Consider the following 17,689-nt stretch of genomic DNA (forward strand, 5'->3'; position numbering starts at 1 on the left):
TGATCGACCGTACAAACTCATCCGAAGCATCCGTGAACGGTTTCGCCAAGCTGTTTGCGAGTATGTGGGGAACCGGCCTGCCTAAACCGCTGGGACGGCCGGTGTGCGTTGAAACGGGGGAGCGGTGATGGCGGTTTTCGACGAGTTCACGAGCCTGTGGGTGCGGGAGTTCCATCCCGCGCCGCCGGGCGCGGCCACGCTCACCTGCTTACCGCACGCGGGTGGTTCGGCGAGCTTCTACTTCCCGGTCTCCCGGCAGCTGTCACCGGCGCTCGCGGTGCGCGCGGTGCAGTATCCGGGGCGCCAGGATCGGCTCAAAGAGCCTTGTGCGGAGGACCTGTTGGCGCTCGCGCGTAAGGTCTTCGAAGTGCTGCGCCCGATCTCGGGCGCCCGGCCCGCCCTGTTCGGGCACAGCATGGGCGCGGTGCTGGCCTTCGAGGTGGCGAGGATGCTGGAGCGGGAGGCCGGTGTCGTACCCGCTCACCTGTTCGTGTCCGGCCGTCGCGCGCCGTCGATCCACCGCCAGGAACTGGTCCACCAGCGCGATGACGCCGGGCTCATCGCAGAGGTGCGGAGCCTGGCCGGAACCGACAGCCAGGTGCTGGCCGACGAGGAAATCCTGCGGATGGCGCTGCCCGCCATCCGCGGCGATTACAGGGCGATCGAGACCTATGTCTATCAGCCGGGTCCGCCGCTGTCCTGCCCGATCACCTCGTTCATCGGCGACGTGGATCCCAGAGTGACCATCGAGGATGCGCAGGCCTGGCGTGAGCACACCTCTGGGGAATTCGACCTGAAGGTTTTCAGCGGTGGCCATTTCTACCTGAACACACATCGCGAAGCTGTTTGTGACCAGATTTCCGGGAAGCTGCTCGCGGCGGATTCCCATTGGCCGGGGGCGTAATGAGTAATCTGACGGACAGCGAACTCGGCGGCATGATGCAGCTGGTTCGCGGCACCCAGTGGTACGTCGGCATGTTCGGCGACCCTTACGCGCTGTTGCTGCGTGCCCAGGCGGACGACCCGTACCCGCACTACGAACTGGCCCGCGAACAGGGGCGGTTGTACCAGAGCCCGTTGGGCAGCTGGGTGTGCACCGGCCACGCCCTGGCCGCGCAGGTCCTGGCGGACCCGCGTTTCGACGCCCGCACGGCGGACGGCGGCACCGCGGCCCAGCACGTGCTGGCGCTGGACGACTCGTTCCTGGGGCTGGACCGCACGGCGCACGACCGGCTCCGCGAGCGCACCGCCACGCTGCTCGGGCCACAGGCGGTCGAGCGGTACCGGACGCTGACGGAGCGGGTGGGCGGCGCCCTGCTCGACGGGCTCGGCGCCGAGTTCGACCTCGCCGCGGACTTCGCGACCCCGCTCGCCGTCGGCGTGCTGGCCGAACTGCTCGCCGTCCCCACGAAGGACCGGGCGCGCTTCGCCGAGCACTGCCCGGCGCTCGGCACCGCGCTGGACGCCGAGGTGTGCCCGCAGCAACTCGCGCCCGCCCGCGCCCTGATCACCGCGCTGCGGTGGCTGCGCGGAGAACTCGCCGCCCGGCCGGACACCGGCCTGCTCGACGAGGTCGCGGCGGCCGGTGGAGACGAGGCGGCCGACGACGCGCTCGCGGTGGCGGTGCTGCTGGCCGTCACCGGCATCCCGGCCACGTCGAGCCTGGTGTGCAACGCGGCACTCGCGCTGCTGGCCGATCCCGCGCGGTGCGAGGAGGTGCGCTCCGATCCGGGCCTGCTGTCCAAGGTGATCGACGAGACGCTGCGCCACGATCCGCCGGTGCACCTGCGGAGCCTTGTCGCCCGCGAGGACGTGCGGATCGACGGCCAACTCATCGCCGCAGGAAGCCAGTTGGTGGTGCTGCTGGCCGCCGCCAACCGGGACCCGGAGGTCTTCTGCGATCCAGGACGCTTCGACCCGCACCGTGCCGAATCGGCTGCCCTGTTGGGGGGAGCGCACCACGAACTGACCGCCCCGCTAGCCCGGTTGCAGGCCGAGGTCGCGCTTCGCCTGCTGCTCGACCGGTTGCCCCGACTCCGGCAGGACGGGCCGATTGTGCGACGTAGGAGGGCACCGGTCAGCCGCGCCATTGCGCGGGTGCCGGTGACCGCCGCCTAGTCGTGCCCCTGCCGTCCGAACGTCAAAGGAGATAACCGGTGCGCGTGCTGTTCACCTCGTTCGCACACAACACGCACTTCTACACGCTGGCCCCGTTGGCCTGGGCGTTCCGCGCCGCGGGCCACGAAGTCCTGGTCGCCAGCCAGCCCGCGCTGACCGACACGATCACGCAGGCCGGACTGCCCGCGGTGCCGGTCGGCGTGGACCATGCCGTGCAGGAATTCGAGCAGCGGCAGAGCAACCGCAACAGCGAGCACCCCGAGATCAACTTCGCCGAGACCCGGCCGGAGATCGTGACCTGGGACTACGCGCTCGGCCTGCAGTCCATGATGACTCCGTTGATGTACGCCAAGGTCAACGACACCATGGTCGACGACTTGGTGGAGCTGGCCCGGCAGTGGCAGCCGGACCTGGTGATCTGGGAGCCGTTCACGTACGCGGGAGCCGTGGCCGCCCGGGTGACCGGTGCGGCGCACGCCCGTCTGCTGTGGGGTCCGGACGTGCAGTACCGGGCCAGGAAGCTGTTCCTGCAACGGCAGGCCGAGCAGCCGCCCGAGCACCGGGACGACCCGCTTGCCGAGTGGTTGACCTGGACGCTGGACCGCTACGGCTGCGAGTTCGACGAGGAGATGGTCACCGGCCAGTGGACCATCGACTCGACGCCGCAGAGCACCCGGCTGCCGCTGGGCCAGCATGTGGTGCCGATGCGCTACGTGCCCTACAACGGCGTCTCGGTCATCCCGGACTGGCTGCGCGAGCCGCCCAAGCGACCGCGGGTGTGCCTGACGCTCGGGGTGAGCGCCCGCGAGGTGCTGGGCGGGGACGCGGTCTGCGTCAGCGACCTGATCGAGGCGACCGCCGACCTGGACATCGAGTTGGTGGCCACCCTCGACTCGTCGCAGCGGGAGCTGCTGGCCACGGTGCCGGACAACACCCGCATCGTCGACTTCGTGCCGATGCACGCGCTGCTGCCCAGCTGCTCGGCGATCATCTACCACGGCGGCGCGGGAACCTGGTCGACCGCGATGCTCGCCGGGGTGCCGCACATCATGCTCGCCGAGCAGTACGACACGGTGCTGAAGGCAGAGCAGATCGAGGAGTTGGGCGCCGGACTTTTCATCCGGCCGAACACCCTGACCGCACAGGGCCTGCGCGACATGGTGATACGGGTCCTCGAAGAACCCTCCTTCCGGGCCGCGGCCGAGCGGCTGCGCCAAGAAGTGCTCGCCGAGCCGTCGCCGGGCGAACTCGTGCCGGTGCTGGAACGGCTGACCGCCGAGCACCGGACCGCCTGCTGAGCACACCACACCAAGCACCGACGAAAGGCACCTGAAGCCATGAGTAGCCCGGTGGATCTGCATTCCAAGCCGAGCGTCATTGAGGCCTGCACCCTGCCGGGGGCCGATCCCTCGTCGGCGATCGCGGCGCTGCGGCCGCTGGTGAGCGAAGCGGCCGGTACCGGCGAAACCGACGCGGAGCGGCTCGCGGGACACCTGGTCTCGCTGGCCCGCACCTACAGCACCGAGCCGTTCACCCCGCTCGAAGCGGCCCGGCACGCGCTCGGCGTCGGGCGGGGGGAGTTCCGGCTGCTGCTCGACACCTTCGCGCGGGTACCGCAGTTGCGCACCGCGGTGGAGCGGGGACCGGCAGGCAAGTACTGGACCAACACCGTCCTTCCGGTGGAGCGGGTCGGCGCGCTCGACGCCGCCCTGCACGGAAAGCCCGTGTTCCCCAACAGCGTGGGCCTGTACCCCGGGCCGACCTGCATGTTCCGCTGCCACTTCTGTGTCCGGGTGACCGGCGCGAAGTACGAGCACTCCTCGGTGGCCGGTGGCAACGAGATGTTCGCCTCGATCATCGACGAGATGCCGACCGGCAACCCGTCGGGGATGTACCTGTCCGGCGGCCTTGAGCCGCTGACCAACCCCGGCCTCGGCGACCTGATCAGCCGGGCGGCGCGCCGGGGGCTCAAACTCACCCTGTACACCAACTCGTTCGCGCTGACCGAGCAGACCTTGTCCCGCCAGCCGGGCATCTGGGACCTGCACGCCATCCGCACCTCGCTGTACGGCCTCAACGACGAGGAGTACCAGGCGACCACGACCAAGCGGGCGTCGTTCAGCCGGGTCAAGAAGAACCTGCTGCGGTTCCAGGAACTGCGCCGGGAACGACAGGACGCGCCGCGGCTCGGCCTCAGCTACATCATCCTGCCCGGCCGGGCGCACCGGCTGGTCGATCTGGTCGACTACATAGCCGAGTTGAACGCGGCGGCGCCCGACCGGCCGCTGGAGTTCCTGACCCTGCGCGAGGACTACAGCGGGCGCCCCGACGGCAAGCTGGCAGCGGAGGAACGGGCGAGGATGCAGGAGGCGCTGGCCGCCTTCGACGAACGGGTCCGCGCGTACACCCCGACGCTGCACGTCGACTACGGCTATGCGCTGGAGAGCCAGCGGATGGGCGTCGACGCGGAGCTGCTGCGGATCCGTCCGCAGACCATGCGCCCGACCGCGCATCCGCAGGTCGCCGTCCAGGTCGACCTGCTGGGCGATGTCTACCTCTACCGCGAGGCGGGCTTCCCCGACCTGAAGGGCGCCGACCGCTACATCGCCGGGCGGGTCACCCCCGACACCAGCCTGACCGAGGTCGTCGAGCGGTTCGTCACCGAGCGGCGCGAGGTCGAGTCGATGGACGGCGACGAGTACTTCCTGGACGGCTACGACCAGGTGATCACCGCCCGGCTCAACCAGATGGCCGCCGACGTGGCGGCGGGCTGGGCGGACGTGCGCGGCTTCCTGCGCTGACCCACCGTTCCACACAGAAGAACCCCAACGACTCCTCAGGAAAGGGGCGAGAGCGTGACCGACACCCACTCGGCGCCGGCGACGTTGCCGACCAGAAGAAGCGACCTCCTCAACCCACCCGAGGAGTACAGGCGGCTGCGGGAGGAGGAGCCGGTGAGCCGGCTCAGCTTCCCGGACGGCACGGTCGGCTGGCTGGTGACCCGGTACGAGGACGTCCGCGCGGTACTGGCAGACCCGAGGTTCAGCACGTATCTGGCCCGGCACTCCTCACCGGTCAGGGCGACACCGCCGGAGGAGCGCGGCGAACTGCCGCCCGGTCACTTCATCTCGATGGACGCGCCTGATCACACCCGCTACCGGCGGCTGCTCACCGGGCAGTTCACCGTCCGCCGGATGCGGGCACTGATCCCGCGGGTCGAGCAGATCGTCAACGGGCGGCTGGATGTGATGGAGCAGGTGGGCGAACCGGCCGACCTTGTCGAGGCGTTCGCACTTCCCGTCGCGGCCCTGGTCATCTGCGAGTTGCTCGGTGTCTCCTACGACGACCGGGAGTACCTCCAGGAGGTCTCGGAGACCCTGATGAGCAGCGACGCCCCGACATCGGAGCTGTACGCCGCGGTCGCGGGTCTCAGCACCTACCTGCGGGACCTGGTGCGCGCCAAGCACGAGCAGCCCGGCGACGACATCATCAGCGGCCTGGTCACCGGCGACAACGGGTTGACCGACGAGGAAATCGCCGGGATGGCACTGCCGTTGCTGCTCGCCGGTTACGACGCCGCCGCCAACATGCTCGGCCTCGGCGTCCTGGCACTGCTGCTGGAACCCGACCAACTCGCCCCGCTGCGCGGCGACGACCAGGTGGCACAGGACAACCTGGTGGAGGAGTTGCTGCGCTATCTGACGACCGTGCACCTCGGCACGATCCGGGGCGCGAAGGAGGACGTGCGGGTCGGCGGCGAACTGGTCCGCGAGGGGGAGATCGTGGTGGCCTCGCTGGCCGCCGCCAACCGGGACCCCCAGTGCTGCCCCGACCCCGACCGGCTGGACGTCACCCGCGGCCGCACCTCGCACCTGGCGTTCGGCCACGGGCCGCACCAGTGCCTCGGCCAGCAGCTGGCCAGGGTCGTGCTGAAGGTCGGCTACCGGGAGCTGTTCCGGCGGTTCCCCGGACTTCGCCTCGCCGTGCCGCCCGAGGAGATCGACACCCGTGACGACAAGGTCATGTACGGCGTGTACGCGCTGCCGGTGGCCTGGTCGGACCAGTAACTGAGCAAGGAGCAGGAAGCATGACCGAGTTGCCCACCTTCCCGATGGCACGCACGTGCCCGTTCGCGCCGCCGCAGGAGTACGCCGAACTGCGCGCCCAGGGGCCGCTGGCCAAGGCCACCTTGTGGAACGGCAAGGAGACCTGGCTGGTCACCGGGTACGACCTGGTGCGCAAGCTGTTGCAGGACCCGAGGATCAGCTCCGAGCCGCCCCGGCTGGCCACGCTGGCGGCGAGCGAGGAGGGACAGACCGAGACCTTCCGTACGTTCGTCGGGATGGACCCGCCGGAGCACGGTGTCTACCGCCGGATGCTGACCTCGTACTTCACCGTCAAGCGGGTGCAGGCGATGCGGCCTGCGATCCAGCGGACAGCCGAGGAACTGGTGGACCAGATCCTGGCCACCGAAGGCCCGGTGGACCTGGTCGAGGCGCTGGCGATGCCGTTGGCGACCATGGTGATCTGCGAACTGCTCGGAGTGCCCTACGCCGACCGGGAGTTCTTCCACAGCCGTTCGTCGGTGGCGATCCAGAGCGCCACCGCGGAGGAGACCGCGGCCGCGTTCATGGACCTCTACCAGTACCTGGACAAGCTGGTCACCGCGAAGGAGGCGGAACCGGACGAGGGGCTCATCAGCCGCTTGGTCGAGGGGCCGTGGCGTGCCGGTGCGCTGACCCACCAGGAACTGGTCAACACCTCCGTGCTGCTGCTGATCGTCGGGCACGAGACGAGCGCCAACATGATCGGCCTCGGCGCCCTGACCCTGATGCGCCACCCGGACGTGGTGGCAGAACTGCGGGCCAAACCAGAGCTGTTGCCCGCGGCCGTCGACGAGCTGCTGCGCTACCACTCCAGCGCGGACTGGCTGCGCCGGGCCGCCAAGGAGGACATCGAGATCGACGGCACGGTGATCAAGGCGGGCGACAGCGTGATCGGCCTCGCCGCCGCGGCCAACCGGGACGAGCGGTTCACGAACCCCGACGAGTTCGACATCCACCGCACGGAACGGCATCACCTCGCCTTCGGCTACGGCCCGCACCAGTGCATCGGGCAGCACCTGGCCAAGGCGGAGCTGGAGATCGCGTTCGGCACGCTGTTCGACAAGATCCCCGACATCGTGCCCGCCGTCGAGCTGGACGAGCTGCCCTTCAAACACGACGCGACGCTGTTCGGCCTCTACCGGCTGCCGGTCACCTTCGCACGACCCTGATCACACCGACAGAACGGAAAACACCCTGTGCCAGTACAACCGTGGCGAGGCGGCAGGCGGCGGTCGGTGGGGACCCGGCTGCTGGTCCTGTTCGCCGTCTGCACGCTGCTGACCGGCGGGGTGGCCGCGGCCGACCAGCGGGTCCAGCCCGACCAGCAGCTGAACCCGCTGGTCGGCAAGATGACGCTGGACGAGAAGCTGTCCTTCGTGCACTGGACGGTGACCTTCTCCGGCCCGTTCAGCGTCGGATACCTGCCCGGCGTCCCCCGGCTCGGCATCCCTGAGATACGGGCGGCCGACGGCCCGGCGGGTATCCGGCTCAACAACGGCACGGCGGCCGCCCTGCCCGCACCCGTGGCACTCGCCGCCAGCTTCGACGACCAGCTCGCGAAGTCATACGGCTCGGCCATCGGGCGGGACGGCCGGGCGCTGGGCCAGGACCTGGTGATGGGACCCATGATGAACACCATCCGGGTCCCCCAGGCCGGGCGGAACTACGAGACGTTCAGCGAGGACCCGCTGGTCTCCGCCAGGACCGCCGCCGCGGAGATCCAGGGCATCCAGAGCCAGGGCCTGATGGCCACCGCCAAGCACTTCGCGGAGAACAACCAGGAGGACAACCGGCAGACCGTCGACGTCAACGTCGACGAGCAGGCACTGCACGAGATCGAGCTGCCGGCGTTCAAGAGCGCGGCACACGCCGGGGTCAGCTCGGTCATGTGCGCCTACAACAAGGTCAACGGCACGCCGTCGTGCGGCAACGCGGAACTCCTGGACGACATCCTGCGCACCCAGTGGGACTTCAAGGGCTGGGTGATGTCCGACTGGATGGCGACGCACAGCACCGACGCGATCACCAAGGGGCTGGACCAGGAACTCGGGATCGACTGGACCGACAGCGTCAACGGCTCGGTGCCCGGCGGCAAGTACTTCGGCGAGCCGCTGAAGAAGGCGGTCGAGGACGGCCGCATCCCCATGGCCACCCTGGACACCGCGGTGAGCCGGATCGTCACCCAGCTACAGCGGTTCGGCCTGGTCGGTGCGCACCCGCCCGCCCGGCCCGCCCGCGACCCCGCGGGGGCGGCGAAGGTCGCCCAGCGGGTCGCCGAGGACGGCGCGGTGCTGCTGCGCGACAAGGACGGGGCGCTGCCGCTGACGGGTACCGCCGGCAGGAGCATCGCGGTGATCGGCCCCACAGCCAAGGACCCGAAGGTCTCCGGGCTGGGCAGCGCCCATGTGGAGCCCGACACGGCGGTCGCGCCGCTGGACACCATCCGGGCACGGGCCGGTGCCGAGGGCAGCGTGACGTACTCGACCGGTGAGGAACTCGTCGGCAGCGCCCTCCCGGCGGACGCGCTCTCGCCCGCCTTCGCGGGCGGCACGGTGCTCAAGCCCGGCACCGTCGGCAGCATCTACGACGGCACCCTCACCGTGCCCGAGGACGGCGACTACCGGCTGGCCGTACGGGTCACCGGCGGCGCCGCGACCGTGCAGGTCGACGGGGGCGCCCCGATCCAGGCCGGTGAGGCGTACGGCAAGGTGACCAGCGCGCCGATGCGGCTGACCGCCGGTGCGCACAAGCTGTCCATCTCCGGGCAGACCACCGGCACCAAGCCCCTTACGCTCGACCTGAGTTGGGTCACACCGCAGGCCGCCGAGGCCGCCATCGACCAGGCGGTCGCCTCGGCCAAGGCGGCGCGCACCGCCATCGTGTTCGCCTACGACGACGGAGCCGAGGGGGCCGACCGGACATCGCTGGCCCTGCCGGGCCACCAGGAGGAACTGATCTCCCGGGTGGCGAAGGCCAACCCCAACACGGTGGTGGTGCTCAACACCGGGTCGGCGGTGAAGATGCCATGGCTTGACGACACCGCCGCGGTGCTGGACATGTGGTATCCGGGAGAGTCGGGCGCGCAGGCGACGGCGGCGCTGCTGTTCGGCGACGTGAACCCCAGCGGCAAGCTCACCCAGACCTTCCCGGTGGACGAGCACAGTACCCCCGTCACGGGCGACCCGAAGCGCTACCCAGGAGTGGGGGACGAGGAGACCTACTCCGAGGGCATCTACGTCGGCTACCGCTGGTACGACAAGAACGAGGTGCGGCCACTGTTCCCGTTCGGCTACGGCCTGACCTACACGTCCTTCGACTACCGTGACGTGTCCGCGGTCCCGGCGGGCGACGGCTACGACATCAGCTTCACCCTGCGCAACACCGGCCAGCGCGCCGGAAAGGAGGTCGCGCAGGTGTACCTGGGGGCCAGCCCCGAGGTGCGGGCGCCGCAGGCGGACAGGGCACTCGCCGGATACGCCAAGGTCGAGCTGGCACCGGGCCAGAGCGAGCGGGTGACCGTACACATCGACGGGCAGAAGCTGAAGTACTGGAACACCGCCAGCCATGGCTGGGCCACCGGAGCGGGTGTCAGATCGGTGTTCGTCGGCCCCTCTTCGGCGATCCTGCCACTTCAGGCGAAGATCGCGGTGCCCGCCGCCTGAAGCCCCGCCCCGGGGGGAGTGCTTCGGCGCTCCCCCCGGGGTCTTTCGTTCATCCGAGCGCGTTGAGCCGGGCCAACTGGTCGTCGGAGAACACGATGTCCGACGCCGCGACGTTCTCCTTGAGGTGCACCGGCGAGCTGGTGCCAGGGATCGGGATCACCGCAGGGGAGCGGTGCAGCAGCCAGGCCAGCGCCACCTGGCTTGGGGTCACCCCCAGTTCAGCGGCGATGGCGGTCACCGGGCTGCCCTCGGCGGCGAGTTCGCCGCGGGCGATCGGCAGCCACGCTATGAACGCGATCGAGTGCTTCTCGCAGTACTCGACCACATCATCGTTGTGCCGGTCGGTGAGGTTGTACACGTTCTGCACGCTGGCCACGGTGATCTGCTCGCGGGCCTGCTCCAGTTCCTCGACGGTGACCTTGGACAGCCCGATGTGCCGGATCTTCCCCTCGTCCTGCAACTCCTTGAGCGCGCCGAACTGCTCGGCCGCGGGCACCTTCGGGTCGATCCGGTGCAGCTGGAAGAGGTCGATACGGTCAAGCCCGAGGCGGCGCAGGCTCAACTCCGCCTGCTGACGCAGGTATTCGGGGCGCCCCAACGGCACCCACTCGTTGGGGCGTGGTCGGCACTGACCGGCCTTCGTCGCGATGACCAGGCCGTCCGGGTACGGGCGCAACGCCTCGGCCAGCACTTCCTCACTGCTGCCCAGCCCGTAGGAGTCGGCGGTGTCGATGAAGGACACGCCGAGGTCGACGGCCAGCCGGGCGATGTCCAGCGCCGTTTCCCGATCGTCCGGCGGACCCCAGTATTCCGGGCCGGTCAGCCTGAGAGCGCCGAACCCCATCCGGTGTACCGGAAGATCACCGCCCAGCGTAAAGGTGGACCGTTCGCGCTGCACCATTCGATTCCTCCTCGTCCGGGTATCCGCCTGGAGACTATCGATGAACAGCGCGAACGCCTTCCGGGGCAATGTGCCACCGGCTGTCATACTGGACACATGGTGAATCGACTGGCGCGCGCCCAGTCACCGTATCTCCAGCAGCACGCCGCCAATCCCGTGGACTGGTGGGAGTGGGGCCAGGAGGCGTTCGCCGAGGCCCGGCGGCGCGGGGTGCCGGTGCTGCTCAGCGTGGGGTACTCCTCCTGCCACTGGTGCCATGTCATGGCCGAGGAGTCGTTCGAGGACGACCGGACCGCCGCCGTGCTCAACGAGCACTTCGTACCGGTGAAGGTGGACCGGGAGGAGCGGCCCGACGTCGACGCGGTCTACATGGAGGCGGTGCAGGCGGCGACCGGGCAGGGCGGCTGGCCGATGACGGTGTTCCTGACGCCGGACGGCGAGCCGTTCTACTTCGGCACCTACTTCCCGCCCGAGCCCCGGCACGGCATGCCCGGTTTCCGGCAGGTGCTGGAGGGCGTACGGGCCGCGTGGCGGGACCGGCGGGACGAGGTGGGCGAGGTCGCGGCGCGGATCGTACGGGAGCTGTCCGGCCGCCAGCTCGACTACGGCCGGGCCCCCGCGCCCGCGGAGGCCGAGCTGCACGCCGCGCTGATGGAGCTGACCCGGGAGTACGACGCGACGTACGGCGGGTTCGGCGGCGCGCCGAAGTTCCCGCCGTCCATGGTGCTGGAGTTCCTGCTGCGGCACCACGCGCGCACCGGCTCCGAGGCCGCGTTGCAGATGGCGACCGACACCTGCGAGGCCATGGCGCGCGGCGGGATCTACGACCAACTGGGCGGTGGATTCGCCCGTTACGCGGTCGACCGTACGTTCACCGTGCCGCACTTCGAGAAGATGCTGTACGACAACGCGCTGCTGTGCCGGGTCTACGCCCATCTGTGGCGGGCCACCGGATCCGACCTGGCGCGCCGGGTGGCGCTGGAGACCGCCGACTTCCTGGTCGGCGAACTGCGCACCGAGCAGGGTGGGTTCGCCTCGGCGCTGGACGCGGACAGCGAGATTCCGCAAGGGTCGCGCGAAGTGCGTCCTACGAAGGGCGGTGGCGGAGCACACGGCGAAGGCGCCTACTACGTGTGGACGGTTGACGAACTGCGCGAGGTGCTGGGTGAGGAGGACGCCGAGTTCGCCGCGCGGTACTACGGGGTGACGCCGGAGGGAAACTTCGAGGACGGCGCGTCCGTACTGCGCCTGGTGGACGGCGAGTTGGCCTCCGGTGAGCGGATCGCCTCCGTCCGGCAACGTCTGTTGGCGGCGCGGGCCCGGCGGCCGAGGCCCGGCCGGGACGACAAGGTGGTGGCCGCCTGGAACGGCCTGGCCATCGCCGCGCTCGCCGAGATCGGCGCCTACTTCGACCGCCCCGACCTGGTGGCCGCCGCGCTGGACGCGGCCGACCTGCTGGTACGGGTGCACATGGACGCGCAAGGGCGGCTGGCCCGCACCTCGCGGGAGGGGGTGGCGGGCGACAACGCGGGGGTACTGGAGGACTACGCGGATGTCGCCGAGGGGTTCCTAGCCCTGGCCGGGGTGACCGGCGAAGGCGTGTGGCTTGAGTTCGCCGGGCTGCTGCTGGACACCGTGCTACGGCACTTCGCGGGCGGCGACGGCACGTTCTACGACACCGCGGACGACGCGGAGGCGCTGATCCGTCGCCCGCAGGACCCCACGGACAACGCCGCGCCCTCCGGCTGGACGGCGGCGGCCGGTGCGCTGCTGTCGTACGCGGCTTACACCGGCTCGGCCGAGCACCGCGCCGCCGCGGAACGGGCGTTGGGCGTGGTGGGCGCGCTGGCGGCGCGGGCGCCACGGTTCATCGGCTGGGGCCTGGCGGTCGCGGAGGCCGCGCTGGACGGCCCGCGCGAGGTCGCGGTCGCCGGGCCCGGCGACGATCCGGCCACCCGGGCACTCCACCGCACCGCCCTGCTGGGCACCGCACCGGGCGCGGTGGTCGCCTGCGGCGAGCCGAACAGCGAGGAGTTCGCCCTGCTACGCGACCGCCCCCTGGTGGACGGCCGCCCGGCCGCGTATGTCTGCCGCCGGTTCGCGTGCGCGGCGCCGACGACGGAGGCGTCGGCGCTGGCGGAACAGGTGCGTTAGCTGGGGAACTCCCCGGCGTTGACGGCGGATACGACCCACTCCCGGGGGAGAAGAACAGGGCGGGGCCGTCGGGGTCTTTGGAGTCCCTTATGGGGATGGCGCCGGTGGCGTGGGCGGTCGTCGAGAGTCATCAACATCAACGCGCCACCCATCAGGGCACGTTCCCCGTGCGCATACGGCAGAAGCCGCACAGTAGTTGCGGCATTCCCGGAAGCGATGGCGAAACGCGAGTACGACCCTGACGCCCGGGGCGCTCGTCTACGACGCGGCGGCGGAGCGGGTGGGGACCTACCAGGCGAAGGCAGGCCCGTACTCAGGAACACCACTCCCATAACTGAATAATCGTTAGTTTGACTTGACCTCTTCCGCGCTATACCAAGTCATGGTACTTCTTATACCAACACATGGGGCGAGTCATCGGTGGATGCGTCAGTCATTGACCTCTCCATCGAACAGGGAAGAGGGCGCCTCGGGACGTCAGTCAAGGGAGAATTGGATGACTCTGAAACCTGCCAAGCGGAACGCAGCACGGGCCGTCGCCATAGCCGCCGCATCCTGCGGCTTCGTCGTTGCCGCCACTGTGCCGTCATCCGCCGCCGACGAGCCAACCCGTGAGGCCATCCTGGCGGACTGCGAATCCGGGTCGGGGAAGTGCACCTTCAACTCACCGCAGATGGGAGAACCTTACCTGGGCAACTTCGTGCAGGTGTCGGACACTCTCTACAACTGCAGCACGTCGGACACCACCAAGAAGTTGACCTGGACGCAGAAGGTCGGTTCGACCGATTCCGTCGGCGTATCTGTCAGCGCTGGCGGCACACTCATGGGGCTGGTGAACGTCAGTGTGACCGCAACATACGGTCACACCTGGACCAGCGAGACATCTGAATCCGACGAACAAAACGTCACGGCGAAGCCCGGAGAAGTCGCGTGGATCTCTCGCGCCCAACTCATGCAAAAGGTCTCAGGGGAATGGCAGACGCACTATGACAGCCCAAAGTGGGGGCACTACTACTGGTTTGTGCCGGACACCATCACCAGCCCGGCAAAGAACGGTACCGGCGGCAAGAGCAGTTCCATCGTGGTGAGAAGCCGTCCCATGACCGATGCTGAGAAGGCAAGCTGCGAGGCCAATCGCAGCAAGGTGCTTGTGAAACAGCGTTGATGGAGTCCAGGTGCCAGGCCGTCTCGGACACCTGTGACTTCGACAGCTGGGTCACTCCCAGACTCTCGGCTGGCTTCTCGACGCGGCGGGTGGTAGGCGCCGAGGAGGTAGGCGTGGCGACCACGCCGATGAAGGGCCTGCTCGGCCTGCCGGGCGGCGTTCGAGGAGCCAGTACGGGAGGTAACTTCCCTGTCCCAGCTCGCGGATGGCCAACTCGACGGTCCCGGCGCGGGTGTCCTACTCGTGCGGGCGTCCTGGCCGTTGCGGCAGCAACAGGGGACGGCTGTCCTTGCCGTCAACTCGCGTAGTCGGCGTCATCGCAGGAGCAGCCGTCGGTGAACGATGATGGCCCGCGATGATCGCACGGCGCCTCGTCCAGGCAAGCGATTGCCGGATGCACCGCATCGATCTTCCTCCACTTGCGGTGACTGCAGCACTCATGTGAAGCAGCTTTCCCCAGGGCAACCAGCTTGGCCTCCTCAACTGTGCCCGCCTCTACGATGATCGTTTGACTTCCGGAGACCCCAACCTCATTGTTGAACGGGAACGTGACGGACCACAGTCGCATGACCGCTTCCTCCTTCTTGAGCCGTCAATTTCCATCTGGAAGACATAAAATCGGTGACGGGCCGGTCGATGCGGGAAGGAAAGATCGTAGAATTCTGAGGGCCACCGCAGGTTGAAAAGCGGCTAACCGCCCAAGATCGGCCTGGTTCCCGATGCCGCCGACTCTGCGGCTGCCGAGATCGCCGAGGGCAGCCCTTTGGCAGGTCAGGAGGTCGAACCGGCCCCTATGTCACAGGCATTGGGCCTAGCCCACCTCCTCCTTCGTCGACATATGCCCTCAAGCCTTCTTCAATCGTAGGCTGCGGTGATCCCCCGGTCCCAGCCTCAGTAGATGTAAACGGACGTCATGCTCCCGGGGTAGGACGAGTCAGTTGATTACTCCTCAGGGAGTACCCGAGATATGGGCCACGGTCGTGACCTCGGGAATTGCCGGGTAATTTGACATGTCCATCAGCGCGCTGCTCCGACCATGGTGCGCACCATGCGGCCGACGACCTCGCCGCAGCGCGTGTCGCGCTCCCGCCGCGCGTCGAAGCTGGACATGTTGACCGGTATGGCTTTAGCTTCCGTCGTGGAGCACGATTGGCCAAGGAATGTATCGGAAAGAATCACTGTCTGGCTCCCGCCGGTAGCGACCGCGCTGCTCGTCATTGCCGACGCGATGTGGCTACACGATGGGCGCCAGAAAATCTATTCCACGGCCATCGGTTTGGCGGCAAGTGGCGCGCTTTTCTGGCGTAAATCCCGCCCTCTTCTGGTGCTCGCGCTGACGCTAGCGGCTACCGGCGCTTTTGTGGCCATGGAGGGGAGGGTGTTTCCCGTCGCGATTCAGTTGGTGATCGCGGTTTACACGATCGGGGGCGTCTGCACATTTCGGCAAACGCTGATCATCACATCCCTGGCGACAGGGCTGGTGTTTTCCGAGGCGGAACTGATCTCCCATGTTCCACAACTTCAGCTGGAAGACGGTCTGCAGTTCGGCGGCATCGCAGCCGCAGCGTCCATCGGCATCGCCCTGGCTAACCACCAAAGGTACAGGCAGGAACACCTGCAACGCGCGGCTGAGCGCCGTGCTTCCGACGAGCTTCGGATGGTGCACGAGGAAAGACTCCGCATCGCGAGAGAGCTGCACGATTCCCTCGGTCACAGCATCGCGGTCATCAACGTCCAGTCCGGCGCCGCGATTCACGCGCTGAACAAGAGACCAGAGATCGCTAAGGACACCCTCTCCAACATTCATCGAGTGAGCGCCGTAGCACTCGAAGAACTGCGCGCTACACTGAGAGTTCTCAAGAGGGAGAACCTGGGCGCATTGGCGGCCGATCAACAAAAGAGTATCCATGATCTACCGGAACTGATCGAAAACGCCCGCAGGGCAGGCCTTCCGGTGGAGTGCGTGATGACCGGCCCGCTCTGTGACGTGCCCGCGGCGGCGGGATTCGCCATCTACCGGCTTGTTCAGGAAGCTCTCACCAATGTCATCAAACATGCCGGGCCGGTGCGCAGGGTACGGGTTGAACTCGCTTTTACCGCTGGTCGGGTGATCGTGGAAGTCACTGATGACGGTAACGGTCCCGAGAGGTTGGAGGGATTCGGAACGAGAGGTGGCCTCGCCGGGATGCGCCAGCGCATCGAGGCGGTCGGAGGGCGTCTTGAGGTCGGCGCCGCCGCGGAACGTGGTTTCCGGGTCCGTGCGGAGATCCCCATGGAGGCAACGTGACCGTGCGTGTACTGCTGGTCGATGACGAGGAGCTCATTCGGGCTGGCTTTCGGATGCTGATCGACTCGGAGGACGATCTCGCCGTCGCGGGGGAGGCCGAAGACGGCCTTCAGGCTGTGGACCTGACTCGTCGGCTTCTGCCGGACGTAGTGCTGATGGATATTCAGATGCCAGGCCTTGACGGCATTGGTGCGACCGAGCGCATCAGCAGTGAGACCGGCCTCGCCGCGGTTAGGGTTCTGATTCTCACCACCTTCGGCGAAGAGGAGAACGTCTTCGCCGCCCTGCAGGCCGGGGCAAGTGGCTTCCTGCTCAAAGACACCACTCCAGGCGACCTGGTGAGCGCAGTGAGAACGGTCGCGAACGGCGACAGTCTGCTTTCCCCGAAGATTACTCGCCACGTCATTGAAGCAGGTATGACGAGACGGCCGCGCAGAGCCAGCATGAGGCCGGACCTTGCCATGCTGACTGAACGAGAGCTACAGGTCCTGGAGTTGGTGGGACGGGGAATGGCAAATGAGGAGATCGCAGAAGATCTTTTCATTTCCCCGCTTACGGTCAAAACCCATGTGAGCCGCCTTCTCACCAAGCTACATGCCCGGGATCGAGCACAGTTGGTTGTCGCAGCGTATGAAGGTGGTTTGTTGACGCCGCCGACGTAGTCAACGTCCAGGCTGCGCAAAGCCCTCGGCCAGGATGGTCAGGGTCGTGTCGAGCAGGCTCGGCAGGTCCTCCTGGCTGCCGCTGTCGATCCAGTGCATCAGCGCCTCCTGCCAGGCGCCGACCACCGCGCCGACCATGACGCGGATCTCCAGGTCCTTCGGGTCGCGGCCGCGCTGCTTGGCCAGCGCGGTGGCCATCGTCTGGCAGGTGTCGGAGATGTTCTCGCTCATCCGAGCGCGGATGGCCGGTACCTCCCGGCTGAGCCGGATGCGGTGCAGGATCTCCTCGCGGTCCCGGCCGCCCTCGGCGAACATCTGGCGCAGCAGCGCGATGGTGGAGTGCCGCAGCGATTCCACGATGGGCTCGTCGGCGGGCCGGTCCAGCAGCGCCGTCTCCATCAGCGGGTCGTACTCGTCGGTGAGTACGACGTCCTCCTTCGTCGGGAAGTACCGGAAGAACGTGCTCGGCGACACCTCAGCGGCGGCCGCGATCTGCTCGACGGTGGTCGCGTCGTACCCCTGCTCCTCGAAGAGGCGGTAGGCGGCCTGCCGGATCGCCTGCCGAGTCTTGATCTTCTTCCGCTCGCGCAGGCTGAGCTGGGCGGCGGCAGGGGTCGTTGCGGGTGCCATGGAG

General features: G+C 68.2%; 14 protein-coding genes and 2 pseudogenes. 11 read left to right on the forward strand and 5 right to left on the reverse strand.

Annotated features, from left to right (window positions below; all coding sequences use genetic code 11):
• The first annotated feature begins 127 nt into the window (after positions 1–127).
• From NON19_RS15560 to NON19_RS15590, 7 genes are all read left to right on the forward strand, one after another.
• The gene (locus NON19_RS15560) at positions 128–904 is read left to right on the forward strand and encodes a thioesterase II family protein (RefSeq protein ID WP_303653786.1); all 777 of its coding nucleotides are present in this window, start codon (positions 128–130) and stop codon (positions 902–904) included.
• A complete protein-coding gene (locus NON19_RS15565) occupies positions 904–2,118 on the forward strand; it encodes a cytochrome P450 family protein (protein ID WP_255928463.1) in 1,215 nt (404 codons plus the stop codon). Before NON19_RS15560 ends, NON19_RS15565 begins: the two co-directional genes overlap by 1 nt.
• Positions 2,119–2,156: 38 nt before the next feature.
• On the forward strand, positions 2,157–3,416 hold the full coding sequence (locus NON19_RS15570) for an activator-dependent family glycosyltransferase (RefSeq protein WP_255928465.1): 1,260 nt from the start codon (positions 2,157–2,159) through the stop codon (positions 3,414–3,416).
• A gap of 51 nt (positions 3,417–3,467) precedes the next feature.
• Entirely contained in the window at positions 3,468–4,919 is a 1,452-nt protein-coding gene (gene desII / locus NON19_RS15575) for a dTDP-4-amino-4,6-dideoxy-D-glucose ammonia-lyase (RefSeq protein ID WP_255928467.1), read from the forward strand.
• Positions 4,920–4,973: 54 nt separating this feature from the next.
• Positions 4,974–6,185 (forward strand): cytochrome P450, encoded by a 1,212-nt coding sequence (locus NON19_RS15580; protein ID WP_255928469.1) that lies wholly within the window; start codon positions 4,974–4,976, stop codon positions 6,183–6,185.
• A 20-nt stretch (positions 6,186–6,205) separates the two neighbouring features.
• Entirely contained in the window at positions 6,206–7,393 is a 1,188-nt protein-coding gene (locus NON19_RS15585) for a cytochrome P450 (RefSeq protein ID WP_255928471.1), read from the forward strand.
• A gap of 66 nt (positions 7,394–7,459) precedes the next feature.
• The gene (locus tag NON19_RS15590) at positions 7,460–9,886 is read left to right on the forward strand and encodes a glycoside hydrolase family 3 C-terminal domain-containing protein (protein ID WP_255928473.1); all 2,427 of its coding nucleotides are present in this window, start codon (positions 7,460–7,462) and stop codon (positions 9,884–9,886) included.
• A 49-nt stretch (positions 9,887–9,935) separates the two neighbouring features.
• Here the strand turns inward: NON19_RS15590 and NON19_RS15595 are convergent, their stop codons facing one another.
• Positions 9,936–10,787 (reverse strand): aldo/keto reductase, encoded by an 852-nt coding sequence (locus tag NON19_RS15595; RefSeq protein WP_255928475.1) that lies wholly within the window; start codon positions 10,785–10,787, stop codon positions 9,936–9,938.
• 96 nt (positions 10,788–10,883) lie between these two features.
• On the opposite strand from NON19_RS15595, the gene NON19_RS15600 reads away from it, so the two are divergent.
• The gene (locus NON19_RS15600; RefSeq protein ID WP_255928477.1) at positions 10,884–12,941 is read left to right on the forward strand and encodes a thioredoxin domain-containing protein; all 2,058 of its coding nucleotides are present in this window, start codon (positions 10,884–10,886) and stop codon (positions 12,939–12,941) included.
• 46 nt (positions 12,942–12,987) lie between these two features.
• Here NON19_RS15600 and NON19_RS33695 read toward each other — a convergent pair.
• Positions 12,988–13,041 (reverse strand): annotated as a pseudogene (locus NON19_RS33695) (DUF397 domain-containing protein); the annotation flags it as partial.
• Positions 13,042–13,437: 396 nt separating this feature from the next.
• Here NON19_RS33695 and NON19_RS15605 point away from each other — a divergent pair.
• On the forward strand, positions 13,438–14,106 hold the full coding sequence (locus NON19_RS15605) for a hypothetical protein (protein ID WP_255928479.1): 669 nt from the start codon (positions 13,438–13,440) through the stop codon (positions 14,104–14,106).
• 4 nt (positions 14,107–14,110) lie between these two features.
• On the opposite strand, the pseudogene NON19_RS33930 reads toward NON19_RS15605, so the two are convergent.
• Both NON19_RS33930 and NON19_RS15610 read right to left on the reverse strand, forming a co-directional pair.
• A pseudogene (locus tag NON19_RS33930) lies at positions 14,111–14,343 on the reverse strand (transposase); the annotation flags it as partial.
• Between the two features lie 58 nt (positions 14,344–14,401).
• Positions 14,402–14,674 carry a hypothetical protein gene (locus NON19_RS15610; protein WP_255928481.1) on the reverse strand — a complete coding sequence of 91 codons (273 nt, stop codon included), beginning with the start codon at positions 14,672–14,674 and terminating at the stop codon, positions 14,402–14,404.
• Positions 14,675–15,142: 468 nt separating this feature from the next.
• Here NON19_RS15610 and NON19_RS15615 point away from each other — a divergent pair, with 468 nt between their 5' ends.
• Both NON19_RS15615 and NON19_RS15620 read left to right on the forward strand, forming a co-directional pair.
• The gene (locus tag NON19_RS15615; RefSeq protein ID WP_255928483.1) at positions 15,143–16,393 is read left to right on the forward strand and encodes a sensor histidine kinase; all 1,251 of its coding nucleotides are present in this window, start codon (positions 15,143–15,145) and stop codon (positions 16,391–16,393) included.
• Entirely contained in the window at positions 16,390–17,055 is a 666-nt protein-coding gene (locus NON19_RS15620; protein WP_255928485.1) for a response regulator, read from the forward strand. The genes NON19_RS15615 and NON19_RS15620 overlap by 4 nt, the downstream gene beginning before the upstream one ends.
• Here the strand turns inward: NON19_RS15620 and NON19_RS15625 are convergent, their stop codons facing one another.
• A complete protein-coding gene (locus NON19_RS15625; RefSeq protein WP_255928487.1) occupies positions 17,056–17,685 on the reverse strand; it encodes an acyl-CoA-like ligand-binding transcription factor in 630 nt (209 codons plus the stop codon).
• Positions 17,686–17,689: the final 4 nt, after the last annotated feature.

Source organism: Streptantibioticus rubrisoli, from assembly GCF_024436055.1.
GTDB classification, from domain to species: domain Bacteria; phylum Actinomycetota; class Actinomycetes; order Streptomycetales; family Streptomycetaceae; genus Streptantibioticus_A; species Streptantibioticus_A rubrisoli.